Annotated in this window: 14 protein-coding genes; 7 read left to right on the forward strand and 7 right to left on the reverse strand. The window is 36.5% G+C overall.

Annotation, left to right across the window (positions count from 1 at the left end; all coding sequences use genetic code 11):
* Nucleotides 1-79 precede the first annotated feature (79 nt).
* A complete protein-coding gene (locus KTH84_RS14495) occupies nucleotides 80-838 on the forward strand; it encodes a glycosyltransferase family 25 protein (protein ID WP_262473801.1) in 759 nt (252 codons plus the stop codon).
* A 36-nt stretch (nucleotides 839-874) separates the two neighbouring features.
* Nucleotides 875-1,819, forward strand: a complete 945-nt coding sequence (locus tag KTH84_RS14500; protein WP_262473803.1) for a glycosyltransferase family 2 protein — start codon at nucleotides 875-877, stop codon at nucleotides 1,817-1,819.
* A 6-nt stretch (nucleotides 1,820-1,825) separates the two neighbouring features.
* Here the strand turns inward: KTH84_RS14500 and KTH84_RS14505 are convergent, their stop codons facing one another.
* From KTH84_RS14505 to KTH84_RS14520, 4 genes are all read right to left on the reverse strand, one after another.
* On the reverse strand, nucleotides 1,826-2,749 hold the full coding sequence (locus KTH84_RS14505) for a capsular polysaccharide synthesis protein (protein ID WP_262473804.1): 924 nt from the start codon (nucleotides 2,747-2,749) through the stop codon (nucleotides 1,826-1,828).
* 32 nt (nucleotides 2,750-2,781) lie between these two features.
* Nucleotides 2,782-2,997, reverse strand: coding sequence for a hypothetical protein (locus KTH84_RS14510; protein ID WP_042897543.1), 216 nt, complete (start codon nucleotides 2,995-2,997; stop codon nucleotides 2,782-2,784).
* Nucleotides 2,998-3,146: 149 nt separating this feature from the next.
* Nucleotides 3,147-4,931, reverse strand: a complete 1,785-nt coding sequence (aspS, locus tag KTH84_RS14515) for an aspartate--tRNA ligase (RefSeq protein ID WP_042897541.1) — start codon at nucleotides 4,929-4,931, stop codon at nucleotides 3,147-3,149.
* A gap of 171 nt (nucleotides 4,932-5,102) precedes the next feature.
* On the reverse strand, nucleotides 5,103-5,867 hold the full coding sequence (locus KTH84_RS14520; RefSeq protein ID WP_262473807.1) for a DUF4184 family protein: 765 nt from the start codon (nucleotides 5,865-5,867) through the stop codon (nucleotides 5,103-5,105).
* Nucleotides 5,868-6,003: 136 nt separating this feature from the next.
* Here KTH84_RS14520 and znuD point away from each other — a divergent pair, with 136 nt between their 5' ends.
* Both znuD and KTH84_RS14530 read left to right on the forward strand, forming a co-directional pair.
* Complete coding sequence (gene znuD, locus KTH84_RS14525) at nucleotides 6,004-8,079, forward strand: zinc piracy TonB-dependent receptor ZnuD (RefSeq protein WP_262473809.1); 2,076 nt, start codon at nucleotides 6,004-6,006, stop codon at nucleotides 8,077-8,079.
* 75 nt (nucleotides 8,080-8,154) lie between these two features.
* A complete protein-coding gene (locus tag KTH84_RS14530; RefSeq protein ID WP_262473810.1) occupies nucleotides 8,155-9,618 on the forward strand; it encodes a phospholipase D family protein in 1,464 nt (487 codons plus the stop codon).
* A 291-nt stretch (nucleotides 9,619-9,909) separates the two neighbouring features.
* On the opposite strand, the gene KTH84_RS14535 is transcribed toward KTH84_RS14530, so the two are convergent.
* Complete coding sequence (locus tag KTH84_RS14535) at nucleotides 9,910-10,356, reverse strand: hypothetical protein (RefSeq protein ID WP_133971791.1); 447 nt, start codon at nucleotides 10,354-10,356, stop codon at nucleotides 9,910-9,912.
* 165 nt (nucleotides 10,357-10,521) lie between these two features.
* On the opposite strand from KTH84_RS14535, the gene KTH84_RS14540 reads away from it, so the two are divergent.
* The gene (locus tag KTH84_RS14540; protein ID WP_202743502.1) at nucleotides 10,522-10,911 is read left to right on the forward strand and encodes an RcnB family protein; all 390 of its coding nucleotides are present in this window, start codon (nucleotides 10,522-10,524) and stop codon (nucleotides 10,909-10,911) included.
* A gap of 49 nt (nucleotides 10,912-10,960) precedes the next feature.
* On the opposite strand, the gene KTH84_RS14545 is transcribed toward KTH84_RS14540, so the two are convergent.
* Entirely contained in the window at nucleotides 10,961-11,443 is a 483-nt protein-coding gene (locus KTH84_RS14545) for a phosphate-starvation-inducible protein PsiE (RefSeq protein WP_133747719.1), read from the reverse strand.
* 181 nt (nucleotides 11,444-11,624) lie between these two features.
* Between KTH84_RS14545 and KTH84_RS14550 the strand changes: the two genes are divergently transcribed.
* Nucleotides 11,625-12,590, forward strand: a complete 966-nt coding sequence (locus tag KTH84_RS14550; protein WP_262473813.1) for a quinone oxidoreductase family protein — start codon at nucleotides 11,625-11,627, stop codon at nucleotides 12,588-12,590.
* Nucleotides 12,591-12,727: 137 nt separating this feature from the next.
* On the opposite strand, the gene KTH84_RS14555 is transcribed toward KTH84_RS14550, so the two are convergent.
* Nucleotides 12,728-13,438, reverse strand: a complete 711-nt coding sequence (locus tag KTH84_RS14555; RefSeq protein WP_202743500.1) for a glutathione S-transferase family protein — start codon at nucleotides 13,436-13,438, stop codon at nucleotides 12,728-12,730.
* Nucleotides 13,439-13,561: 123 nt separating this feature from the next.
* Between KTH84_RS14555 and KTH84_RS14560 the strand changes: the two genes are divergently transcribed.
* Nucleotides 13,562-14,440 (forward strand): LysR substrate-binding domain-containing protein, encoded by an 879-nt coding sequence (locus tag KTH84_RS14560; RefSeq protein ID WP_262473924.1) that lies wholly within the window; start codon nucleotides 13,562-13,564, stop codon nucleotides 14,438-14,440.
* The last annotated feature ends 46 nt before the right edge of the window (nucleotides 14,441-14,486 follow it).

Here is a 14,486-nt window from a genome sequence, read left to right on the forward strand (position 1 = left end):
ATACAAGAAAATAAAAAAGATATATTAACTCTATTTTACATTAGATATGATACTTGCTGTTTAAAAGGGGAATAGCTTAATGAAGATTTATGTTGTAACTATCGAAGATGAAAAATCACCTCGTTTAAGTAAGTTCCTCGGCCAAAATTTTTTCAAGACGAGTAAGGTTGACTACACAAAAGTAGGTGTTAAGGGCGTAGATTTATCAGTAAAACAATATTTTGAAATGGCTGTAAAGGGCCGTTCCCAACCTTTAACACCAAGCGAGCTAGGATGTACCTTATCTCATTTAAAAGCTTTAGAGCTTTTCCTTGAATCGGAAGATGAATATGCATTGATTTTTGAAGATGATGCAATATTGCCCGATGATTTAACCATCGACAAGTTAAAACAAGAATTAGAAAAAACATCTTTACCATCAAATTTACTATTTAGTTTAGGTGGTATTCAAATGAAGGAATGCCTAAAAACAAGAGGTGAATTTAAAGACTATAATTTTTTGAATAAAAAAGTATTAGAAGTAGTTCCAGATTTTTTCCATCGTGCTTGTTATGCATTTGCATATATTGTTGATAGAAAAATGGCTGAAACATTACTTAAATATCATCATAAAATAAGAAAAGCAGATGATTGGAGTTATTTATTTGATTTTGATTCAACTGTTCATATCTTAATGTCATTTATTGTTGATCATCCAGTAATTGAAATTGGAGAAAAAGATCCAATATTAAGCCGATTAGAAAGTGAGAGGGCTAAAACTGAAGATTTAGAAAAAAGTAAATATGGTTATGGGTTGAGAAAAAATTTAGCTAAATTGTCATATAAACAATACTTTTAAATTTTAATAATATTTTTTAATTTAGAGATATTTTATATGACAGCTTTAATTAGTATTATTGTGCCGGCTTATAATGCCTCAAATACTATTCTTGATACGATTAAATCAATCGATGAACAAACTTATAAAAATTTTGAGTGCATAATTGTAGATGATGGCTCTAATGACAGTGCTGAGTTGTGTGAAAATATATCTGATTATTTAGGTAAAGATAAGTATAAATATTTTAAAAAAGAAAATGGGGGAGTGTCGAGTGCTAGAAACTGGGGAGCAAATAATGCCTCTGGTGATTATTTGATGTTTGTTGACTCTGATGACAAAATTGCATCTAGCTATATTGAAAAATGCTTAAATATATTGCAAACACGTCCTGATTTAGCATTAGTGTGTACAAATGTTCAAGAGTTTGAACGCTCAAATAATAAGATTAGCCATAAAATAGTAAGTTTAAAAGAGTTCATTTTTCATAATGCTATTTTTCCATGTATAGCTCTAATGCGGACTGCTGACTTTAAAAAAGTGGGAGGCTATGATGAAAAACTTAAAGTATGTGAAGATTGGAACTTATATATATCTTTATTAAAAAATAACGAAAAATATTTTGTTATTCCAGAATACTTATATTTTTATAGGAAAAGATCAGATCAGTCTAGTTTAACTGATCAAATTGATTGTCAAAAAATTTCAAAAGAAATTGCTTTAAATAGAATATTTGATAACCATAAAGATTTATACAATGATCAACTTGGTTCAATCTGGAATATGGTTGAAAAGAATAATGAAGCTATAAAAATTTCTAAACGGTATAGTAGAAGTGTTAGTCTGATTTTTATCATATCACTAATAAGTTTCTTTATTACATTCTGGAATGGTTCTATTCAATATATTAAAATAACTTTGATTTTTAATATATTTGTTTTTGCAGTATTTCTTTTTTTAAATAATAAATTTAAAAAAGAAATAGCTAAGTATAGGTATTGATAGATTTTAAAAATCAAGAAGAGAATTTTTCTTCACTTTATTTAATTTGATGTATGGCTCTAATAAAGATCTATCTGAACCAATTAGTTTTATAAGATAAGGCATATGTAATGGTCTATAATTTAGTACTAATGATTCAATAAAATGGATGTGAGATTTTTTATTAAAACCGTGATAGATAAAAGCATTTTCATCGCAATTAACTAGTGAAATACTCATATCCATTTTTCTTAAAACTTTTTGACAAGCTACATAAATAACTAGGTATTCAAGTCGACAAATATTTTGAAAATATTCATTATAGTTTGGACATGTTTTTCTAATTTCCTCAATATAGTTCTTAATCCCTAATTTAATGGCATAGGTTAGTTCAATTAACCATTCTTTAAAAAAAGGATTATCTTTCTCAGAAGCTAGGAGCCAACTTTCAATGACTGGGTACTGTTTTACTGTTGTATTGGCATTTCTATAATACCCAAATGCTTTGGTTTTATTGTTATTACATAGATCAATAATCCAATCTAAATTATGATAGAGGATTACACTTGCATCAACCCAAATACCTCCATATTTATATAATAAATATAAGCGTAGTAGATCTGACTTTAATTGAGGAGTGAGTTCTTTAAATTGAGAAAAATCAAGGTCACAGAAATCATTTATATTATTATTGTCTAAAATATGAACAGTATATTCATGATTCAAACTTTTAATACATTCTAGACAACGCTCTACAAGTTCAGGTTTTTTAGAGTCCCAGTATATCCATATGATTTTTGGAATATTAATTTCACCTTCAGATTGAGGATGAAGGGTGATTAGATCTGCTAGGTTGTTAGGTTCAATATTTTTGGTACGCTTATCTATATAGAATTTAAGATGAAACCTTAAAAGGAAAAAAATTTTTCTTGTAGATTTTCGTAGACCCATAACAACCTCAAATGATAAATAGAAATATCTTTTTATTTATCGGCATTGCCTTTTAAAACCATATAAATCAGTGCAACAAAAATAAGCAATGCACCTGCTAAGCTGCTTATGCAGAAATAAAGAATACGTTGATTTGTATTGATATTAAATAATTCATTTGCAAGGATATAGCGCATGAAAAACCATTGAGCAAGAGAGAATACAATTACGATTAAAGCATGTCGACGTACATCAGAGCGCATTGCCATAATGAATTACCAAGGGAGAAAAAGTGGTGATATTATGCCACTGACCTGCCTATTCGCAAAGCATAGCTTACTTAAGTGAATTATGTTATTGATATTAATTGATAAAAAACCCTGCATAAGCAGGGTTTTTTAATTTGAAAATCCAAAAATTATTTAGTTTCTTCAGCTTTTGGCTTTTCACGTAAGCGGATGCCCAAGTCACGAAGCTGATTTGCTTCAACAGGAGCAGGTGCTTGAGTAAGCGGACATTCAGCAGTCTTAGTTTTAGGGAACGCAATAACGTCACGAATTGAAGTCGCGCCAGTCATTAACATCACTAAACGGTCAAGACCAAATGCCAAACCACCGTGAGGAGGAGCACCGTAGCGAAGCGCATTTAGTAAGAAGCTGAATTTCTCTTCTGCTTCTTCATCAGAAATACCAAGCGCTTCAAAAATCGCTTTTTGCATTTCTAATGTATAAATACGAAGTGAACCACCACCAACTTCAGTACCGTTCAATACCATGTCGTAAGCAACAGAGAGTGCTTCACCTGGATTGCTCTTCACTTCTTCTACGCTTGATTTTGGTAGCGTGAATGGATGGTGAACAGAAGTCCATTTGCCATCGTCAGTTTCTTCAAACATTGGGAAGTCAACAACCCAAAGTGGAGCCCACTCACACGTTGAAAGATTCAAATCATGGCCAATCTTCACACGAAGAGCACCCATTGCATCATTTACAACTTTAGCTTTATCTGCACCAAAGAATACGATATCGCCATCTTGCGCACCAACACGTGTCAACAATTCAAGTACGATCGGTTCAATGAATTTTACGATTGGAGATTGAAGACCTTCAATCCCTTTAGCGAGTTCATTAACTTTGATATAAGCCAAACCTTTTGCACCATAGATGCCAACGAATTTGGTGTATTCATCGATTGCACTACGTGGCAATGACGCTGCACCTGGAACACGTAAAGCAACAATACGGCCTTTAGGATCTTTTGCAGGACCTGCAAATACTTTGAACTCTACTTCTTGCATTAAGTCTGCAACATCGACGAGTTTCAACGGAATACGCATATCAGGTTTGTCTGATGCATAGTCACGCATTGCATCTGCGTAAGTCATACGTTGGAATTTATCGAATTTAACGCCAAGAAGTTCATCGAACATCTTCACAGTGAGGACTTCCATTAAGTCCATAATGTCATCGTCACTCATGAACGATGTTTCAACGTCGATTTGAGTAAATTCTGGTTGACGATCAGCACGTAAGTCTTCGTCGCGGAAACATTTTGCGATTTGGTAGTAACGATCAATACCACCCACCATCAACAATTGTTTGAATAATTGTGGTGATTGTGGAAGTGCATAGAAACTACCATTTTGTACACGACTTGGTACTAAGTAGTCACGCGCGCCTTCAGGTGTTGCACGTGTCAAAATAGGTGTTTCAACGTCTAAGAAACCATTATCTTCGAAATAATTACGAATAAGATTGGTCAATTTAGAACGGAAGCGTAAACGATCCAACATTTCAGGACGACGAATATCTAAGAAGCGATATTTCAAACGAATTTCTTCAGAAATATTGGTATTTTCATCATTTAATGGGAATGGTGGAGTTTCAGAAGCGGCAAGAACTTCGATGTCTTTACCTAAAACTTCAATTTGACCACTCACCATGTTGGCATTTTCAGTACCTTCATAACGGCGACGAACACGACCTGTAATTTTTAATACATATTCAGAACGTGCTTTATCTGCAGTTGCAAATGCTTCTGGAGTATCTGGGTCAATAACTACTTGAACGAGACCATCACGGTCACGCATATCAAGGAAAATAACACCGCCATGGTCACGGCGACGATGTACCCAACCGCATAGTGTAACGGTTTGGTCGATTTGGGCTTCAGTTAAAGAGCCACAGTAATGAGTTCGCATCATAATGAAGATTATCCAAACTATATTGGCTGAAAAGACGGATGCGTAAACCGCGCACCGTCAAAAAAAATAAGTTTTCGATTATGCCTTGTTGCATGGTTTGTCACAAGAAGTAGATCAAAAAACCGCAGAAATTAAGCGAAAAATGAGCAATTTGGCAGCAAGATTTCCAAATTATCCCAATCGTTGTTGTCTATCCAAAAATAGGAAAAGTAAGCAACCTAAACTAAATGTGCTGAGCCAACCTTGCATAAACTCATTAATAGAACGGCCAGTGAAATAATAGGTATCGGCATGCCAAACCTCATGCGGAATGTAGCGGGCATAATCCCAAAAAGAAAATAAACCCAAGAACGTCGATAGAATAAACAAAGACCATGCAAAAACTTTAATTTTTATACTGACCTTCCAATGTTGTTTATAGCGCTGATAATAGTGCAGGCACATCCAAGCGAGAAAAGGCAAAGCAAGAGCAGAAGAACCAAGTTGTAAAAGACGATGTAATGGATATGGGCGTCCAAAAAGATGAACAGTTGTTGCTAATACATCTTTAAATACAAAGGTTCGGAAGTCTGCATGAGTTAAGCCATCCCATATTAAATGAGTCGCTATACCGATGATTAGTGCAAGCAATGTTCCAATCAAAAATAAAAAAATACGTTTTAAAGAATTGAGCGCAAGATCATGTTGCACACCAAAAAAACGGTAAATCACTGGACGGTAAAGGAAATACCAAACAGCACAAAAAAGTAAGCCTAATGCAAGGTTAGGATAAATCAGTCCCTTCCATTGGTGAGTCAGCATGCTGGAATGAACTGTAAATAAGCGGTAAAGATCGGGTGTCATACTCCCAATTGCTAAAGCAGCAATCGGTAAAGTGTTTTGGCTAAGCTTAGATAAAGGAGGTGCTATAACGGCATGAGAGATTGTAAAAGGCATTAGAAATCAAAAATTACTCACATCATTCAAACAAGCAGTCTAGCGAATCATCGGTTAATAAATGTTTTTTATTGCAAAAGAATCGAAATGTTATAATATAACAAAACAAGACGCGTAACGATTAGAGAATCACCTCATGTTGTTCTATAAAAATATTTTGACCTTATCCATTTTAGCTGTCATATCCGTTCCATCGTTTGCAGCAGAAAATGAAAATGTTGAAAAGTTAGAAACTATTCGAATTAAGGCTCATCCACTTGAGCAAACTTCACAAGATTTTGCCGTTGCAGATACAGTCGTTGACCAAAAGCATTTATCGCAAGGGGCCGCCACTATTGGGGATGCACTCAGTAGCGAAGTGGGAATTTATGCTAATCAGTTTGGGGCTGGTTCGAGTCGTCCAGTCATTCGGGGACAAGATGGTCCACGTGTTAAGGTGCTTCAAAATTCATCAGAAAATATTGATGTCTCGACCTTGTCTCCTGACCACGCGGTAACTGTAGACCCTGTTCTTGCAAAACAAGTTGAAGTGATTCGAGGTCCATCTACTTTGCTATTTGGTGCGGGAACTGTCGGTGGTTTAGTTAATGTTATTGATAACAAGATCCCTACGCAAATGCCTGAAAATGGTTATGAAGGACAAGTTGGCTTACGTTACAACACTGGAAGTGATGAAAAACTGGCGAGCGCTGGTGTAACGGTAGGTTTGGGCCGCCAAGTGGCTTTACGCGTTGAGGGGTTAACACGTGATGCGAATAACTACATTGCACCAAACTATATTCATGAAGGTGAAAAAGAACGCCGTGTAGACAATACTTTTGCTCAGGGTGATTCAGTTAACGTCGGGTTATCTTGGATTTATGACCGTGGTTATACCGGTATTTCTTATAGCAACCGCCGAGACCAATATGGTTTGCCTGGGCACAGCCATGAATATGAAAGTTGTAGCGCTCATCTAGGTGGAAGACCACATTTGCATTGTGGCGATCATGAGCATGAAGATGGTGAAGAAACTCACGATCATGGACATGAAGAAAATGAGCATGAACATGGCGGCCCATGGATTGACTTAAAATCCGAGCGTTATGATTTTAAAACTGAGTTAAATGATCCTTTTGCGGGCTTTCAAAAGTTACGTGCTCAGGCAAGTTATACTGACTATCAACATGATGAAATTGAAGAAGGGACAATTGCGACCCGATTCCAAAACAAGGGCTATGACGGACGTATTGAGTTAGTACATAACCCGATTGCTGATTGGGAAGGCGTCATTGGTGCACAGTTGGGCCAGCAAAAATTAGATTTAACAGGCGAAGAAGCCTTTATGGCACCGACCACTACCAAAAAGTGGAGCGTATTTGCCTTAGAACATAAACAATGGAAAGACGTACATTTTGAGCTTTCTGCACGTGCAGATCAGCAAGAAATTGATGTAGATGATAACTCTAAACAAGATTTTGATGGTTCTGCATTTTCTTATGCAGGTGCTGCGAACTGGGAGTTTGCGCCAAACTATAAACTTTCTTTTGTAGCGTCACATCAAGAACGTTTACCTTTAGCTCAAGAGTTATATGCAAATGGTGGGCACTTTGCGACCAATACTTATGAGTTAGGAAATGATCAACTCGGTAAGGAAAAATCGAATAATGTTGAATTAGGTTTGCATTATGACAATGACAAACTCGACTATCATCTTCATGTTTACCATAACTGGTTTGATGATTATATCTATGCGCAAACCCTTGACCGCTATAAAGACTTCCGTTTAGTTCAATACACCCAAGATAAAGCGCGTTTCTATGGTGCAGAGGGTGAAATTGGTTATCAAATTACCCCAATGTACAAGATCAGTGCTTTTGGTGACTATGTGCGCGGTAAAATTGATGCAGAAGGAAATGCACCACGTATTCCAGCAGGACGCTTAGGAACTAAAGTCGATGCAGACTTCGGTGATGGTTTTAGCGGTTCTGCCGAGTATTATCATGTCTTTAACCAAGACAAAATCGCGGCATACGAGACTGAAACTGAAGGCTATAACATGCTCAATCTTGGTGTGGCGTATTCTGGGCAATATGGTGTAAAAACAGATTATCGCGTCTATATGAAAGCGAATAACTTGTTAGACGACACGGTTTATCAACATGCATCGTTCTTATCAAATATTCCACAAGTTGGACGCAATTTTACAGTAGGTGTTGATTTTAAATTTTAAGGCTTTAACACGAAACTAAACTTGAAAAATCAATCCAAAAGACCTAATTTGAAAGCATCAAGTTAGGTCTTTTTTATGCGTATTTTTCAGCGAATTCATCAAAAAATAAATTGGTCAGGGCGTCGTTATATGGCGGTATTACTTTGCGTTGTTGCTATTGCATATCTTACATCGGCAATTTACCACACAGTAAAACCATTGCCACAAGGCATCAACTTTAGTGGCAAGCTTAGACATGCCGACGTTAAATTTTTAGCAGATAAAACCTATCTTGATGCAAAAGGGCAACAGCAGCTTGATCAGCACATTTTTGATGAAATCTTGAAAATGATTGATGAGGCGCAAACCACCATAGTCGTGGATATGTTCTTATTTAATTCAGAAGTTGGTGATTCAAAAATAAAGCAAAGACCACTTATGCAAGAGTTAACCGATGCATTAGTGAGTAAAAAAAGACAAAACCGTCAAATCCAAATTGTGATGATTACCGACCCGATTAATTCGGTTTACGGTGGCCTAAAGCCTGAGCATTATCGACAGTTACGCCAAGCGGGTGTTGATGTAATTGAAACCAATTTAGGCCCATTACGTGCATCTAACCCATTCTGGTCCGGCTTATGGTACATCTGTTGCCAGAATATTGGGAATAACCCAGACAAAGGCTGGTTACCTAATCCGTTTGGTGATGAAAAAATTACACTTCGTAGTTATCTGAATTTATTTAACTTTAAGGCGAATCACCGTAAAACTGTGGTAGTCGATACCGATGCAGGCTGGAAATCACTCGTAACTTCGGCAAACCCACACGATGGTAGTTCTAGACATTCTAATGTTGCGTTGGTTGTAACAGGAGCCACAGCGGCTGATGTTCTACAAACTGAAGCAGCGGTTGCACGAATGTCGGGAAGTAGTGCTCCCTCACTCATTTTAGGTGATTTTGAAAAAGACGTAACCAAACCTCAAGTCCAAGTCTTAACTGAAGGTGCGATTTATCAATCTGTATTGAAATTGATTGATTCAGCGAAGCCGAAAGAGCATCTTGATTTAAGTATGTTCTATTTATCTGAACGCAAGATTATTCAAGCTCTAAAAAATGCTCAAGAAAGAGGCGTGGTTGTTCGCGTTCTACTTGATCCAAATAAAGATGCTTTTGGTCGACAAAAGAATGGTATTCCAAACCGTCAGGTGGCTTCAGAGCTACATGCTGTGGGCATTCCAATCCGTTGGTGTGACACACATGGTGAGCAGAACCATAGCAAAATGATATTAAAATATAACGCTCAGCAAGCTGAGTTGATTGTAGGATCGGCTAATTTTACAGCCCGTAATTTAAAAAATTATAACCTTGAAACTGACATGTTGGTTATTGGAAAAGTTCAAGATCAAGTCTTTCAAGATGCTCAAGATTACTTCAATACATCGTGGTCAAATCTGCAAGGTAAACAGATGAGCTTGGACTATGCGAAGTATGCAGATGAGTCGAAAGTGAAATACTGGATTTATCGTTTTATGGAATGGTCAGGATTGTCGACTTTTTAATTCTATTTTTTATATAAACGGTAAGACTCTATGTTCACGACGGAGTCTTACTTAGTTTCATCGTAAGCTTGAAGCTTATTCGCTGCCGTGATTTTGTACAAAATTGGCAAGATGATTGGCGACATGGATGTCGCCGTTTCACTGTGTGGCAGGGAAGCTACATCAGTGAAACAATGGTTTTTGTCACTTTTGACCTTTCAAAAGTGAGGCATTAGCCTATACAAAAGACATTAGAACATCACTGTAAGTAAAGGCTGTGCAATAAGAAGGATAAAACTAAATAATATGATTTTAAGGCGCTGGCGGAATCAATTGATCCAAAGTCTTATCATCTAACTTTTCTAATTCACTCAAATCAGTCTTAATTTTCCACTGTGACTCATCATCTACAGGATTTGGTAAACGTGCCTCAAGCCAGTCACAGACCACATCTGGAGAAAACTCCGGATGATTACATTGAATAATCCACGATAAAAAATCTTTTGCTTCACCGTTCATATAAGGTGGTGGAGAAACAGGAAAGAATAAGGTCGGTAGGCGTTCATTTGTTGATAGGTAGTTTAAAACATGCCCTAATTCTTGAACTGTTTGCCATGCAAGTGGGTGTTCTACATCAATACTGAACTTAAACCACCAAGCATGTTCGCCATCTGCTCCATGAGCCATGATACGGGCTTCTTGTACGGTTGGAACTTTGCAAAAAAATTGATGAAGACGTTCAAAACTGATTTCAGACACAGCAATTGACCTAGCTAGAAAAAAGCTAATGTTAGCATAGATACAGATTCTTCATATTTTCTTTATAGTCATTACAAACCTTAGCAATCTCATCTGTTTTATTCATGGTTTCTCCTTGACTGTCTTTTAATCTAGCTTCATATCAAGATAAAAAGGAAATGGGCCATGAAAAAGCCAATCGTTCTTGTACTTTCGACATTAATGTTGGGTATATCAGCTACCGCGATGGCCGATACAAATCATCGTTGGGATAATAATCATGGTAGAGACCATGACCGATATGAACATCGTGATCGTGATGACCGTCGCCATGATTACCGTAATGATCATCGGGCTCCAAGTTGGTCAAATGCCGATCGTGGAAAGCACTATGGCCGTTATGTTGCATTCAAGCGTGGTGAACGTATTCCTACTCAATACCGCAATAGCCGTTATTATGTTTCAGACTGGCGAGCGAATCGCTTATATGAGCCACCACGTGGATATCATTGGGTTAAAACACCTAACCAATATCTATTAGTCGACTCAAAACATCAAATTTATCGTGTTCGTTAATTCTGAAATAAAGAATATATAAATGGCCTCAATGTTGAGGCCATTTTTTTTATGCTAATTCGTCATCTTGCGGTTGAGGGGGCTTTAAGGTTGTTGGTGTTTTTGCATGTTTTTCTTTCATCACCGAAGGGTAATTCCAAGATGCAAAACGAACGACTAAAATAGATAAAGCTAAAATAAGAATTGAGCCTGTAATAATGACTTGGTCCATATCTGCTTTATGGTCATGTTGGATATCTGAAATGAGTAGACGGGTTAATGCCGTAATCGCAACATAAATAAGAAAGCGTACAGGCATATGATTGGTTTTAAAGTAAATGCCAACCATTGCCCCAAGTTCTAAATATATAAATAACAATAAAATATCATCAATTGAAGCATACTTTTTGATGGTCAAAATTTCAAAAACAGTATTAGCTGCGGACCAAGCTACCATACAGCCAATAATAAATAAGGCTAAATAGTGGAATGCTTCTACGGCATAGTGACCGAAACGGTCTAAAATCCGCTCGTATTTTTTAGGATCAGGCATAATGGGATCTTTTATTTGCTTCAGAATGATTAGAAATTAAAACAAATTCCATGCCAATGGAAATAGTTCGCTTAAAAAGTTTATCTTTATTTAATAAAAAGAAAAAAGTAGAGGAATAAGCTTTGTGTTCATTAATATGGTAAAAATAAATTAAATTTTACTAAGTATGAAAGGATAAAAAATGAAAGCGGTAAAGCTATATCGTTATGGAAATCCTGATGAACTTATTTATGAAGAAATAGAAAAACCACAAATAAAAAATGGGGAAGTTTTAGTAAAAGTTTCAAGAGCTGGAATCAACTTTTCAGATATTTATCAACGTAAAGGTGTAAATCCTTTGCCATCTTTACCTTATATTTTAGGACAAGAAGGGGCAGGTATTGTTGTTGAATCTTTAAGTTCAGAATTTAAAGTAGGCGATAGAGTTGCTTGGCTTGCTTCAAATGGGGCTTATGCTGAATATGTGAGTATTCCCGTAGATAAATTAATTCATATTCCAGAGGGTATTAGTGATGAGATTGCGGTTTCTGGTTTAATGCAGGGACTAACTGCCCATTATTTAGCTTATTCGACTTATAAGGTTAACTCTGAAACAGTTGCGTTGGTTCATGCAGGAGCGGGTGGCGTAGGTGCATTGCTCGTTCAATTATTAAAAAAACAGGGTGCAACCGTTATAACAACTGTATCTTCAAATGAAAAAGTAGTTCAAGCTCAATCTGCTGGAGCCGCCTTTGTAATTGATACGAGTAATCAAAATTTTGTGGAAGTTTGTAGAGAAGTTACGCAAGGCCAAGGTGTAGATGTCGTTTATGACTCTATTGGACTCGTGACTTATGAAGGAAGTCTTTCTGTTGTTAAGCCATTAGGGCTGTTAGTTTTGTTTGGCCAATCCAGTGGAAAAGTTCCACCTATTGATCCAATTGCTTTATCGAAACAAGGATCAATTTATTTAACGAGACCGACATTGGCTACCTACACAGCGACTAGAGAAGAACTACAAAAGAGAGCGCATGAGGTGTTTAAATTAATAGAAGAAAATATATTAAAGGTAAATATAAATAAAGTTTATTCACTTGATCAGGCTTCGCTTGCCCACCAAGATTTAGAATCAAGAAAAACCACAGGAAAGTTACTTTTAGCGCCTTAGGAAATAATCTTTATAAACAAAAAAATGCCTGAAAGTTCAGGCATTTTTTATTTATTATTTAACTGAAATTGAGTTATAAATTAATCTTCACTAAAGCCTCTTTGCTCTATATTTGGAGCATGATAGCCAACAAAAAGTTATCTTAAGTTTGTATGTTGTTGGAGAATATCTTCAAGTGAAATATGACCTAAAAAGTTACCAGTACTCTCAATAGCCTGTTCTTGTTCGATAGCATGTGCAAATTTTACAGCTGCTTGATCTTGTAGTTGCTGATAAAGACGCTGGCAGTTCGGGAAATGATTAATATCAATTACATCATGATATTTCAACCAGCGTGCTATACCCGCGTAGTAGCCATCAACGAAAGACAATTGATCGCCCATTAACCATGTTTGCTCTGTCAAGCTATGCTCTAAAGCAGTAAATGCTTTTTTGACTTGTGTTGCTCCATATTCACGTAATGCGTGAGTGGCTTCTTCCGATGAAGAATGCTCAAGGCTATACCATAAGGGGCTAAATGCGTTGAATAACGTGGTATTTAAGAAAGCTAGCTTCTGATTGAACTGATTAAATTTTTCTGTTCCTTGTTGATAGTGAAAAGTAGTGTTTGAGCTTTTTGCCATGAGATAACTCAAGATCGCCATGCTTTCCGTTAAGACTTTACCATTGTCGTAGAGCAGGGCTGGTGTTTCACCTACAGGATTAATTCGGCGGTATGCCTCGGTATTGCATTGTTCTGGCATCTCGATTCTACATAGTTGATAGGGTAAACCAGACCATTCCAATGCAACAATAGAGCCAAATGAACAACCAGAAGGGATACCATAAAATAAAGTGAAAGTTGACATGATGATTACTCTTGTGTGGTGTGTAGAATCATCTTAAGTCGGCAGAAAAGTTTCTAGTAGTCAGGTATTATGAAACTTATTGTCTACATATATGGACATTGAAGAATGCTACTTAGACAAAATTTGAATGACGTTTTTCTCTTTGTTGTGGCTGTAGAGCATCAAGGATTTTCTGCTGCAGCTAAACAACTCAATTTACCTAAATCCACGATTAGTAAGCGTGTGGCGATATTAGAAAATAAGCTAGGTTTAACCTTAATCCATCGTAGTTCACGTAGTTTTGTACTAAGTGAAGCTGGAAAGCTTTTTTATCAGCATGCTAAAAATGCGGTCGATGAATTTCGCTATGCTGAAGAAAATTTATTAATGCAGCAACAAGAGCCTAGTGGTGTGGTCAGATTGAGTGCTTCGGTGCCAATTGCTCAGTTTCTTTTATCTGATTGTTTACCTGAGCTTGCAGAACGTTATCCTAAATTATTATTACAAATAGAGGTAACTGATCGCTACGTAGATGTCATGAGTGAAAACTTTGATATTGTGATCCGTAGTCATTTTCAATCATTACCAGATTCTGGGTTAATTCAACGTGTGCTGACAAATGACAAGATTATTGCTGTTGCTGCACCTACTTATTTAATGAACACAGCCTCAATTAATTCACCACAAGATTTAGTGGACCATCAAGGATTATGGTCTGATCTGCAAATGAATCCTTGGTCCTTCAAGCATATGTCTGGAGAAAAAGAGATTGTACGACCAAATATTCGCTTTGTGGCAAATGAAGCAGAAGTTTTGAAAGGTGCTGCGAAGCGAGGAATTGGTATTACGCTTTTACCCGAAACATTTTGTATGAATGAACTATCGAATGGAAGTCTAATTCATGTTTTACCAGATTGGTCTGCAGGTAATGTAACGACCAGTTTGCTCATGTTAACAAGACGAGGATTATTACCCAGTGTAAATATTACTGCTGATTTTTTAGTAGAGAAATTAAAAAGATAAGATTTTTTGAGCTTTTGTTGAATTAAAAAAAATGCCTAATTTCTCA

Source organism: Acinetobacter sp. WU_MDCI_Abxb74 (assembly GCF_025513915.1).
Classification (GTDB): Bacteria; Pseudomonadota; Gammaproteobacteria; order Pseudomonadales; family Moraxellaceae; genus Acinetobacter; species Acinetobacter calcoaceticus_C.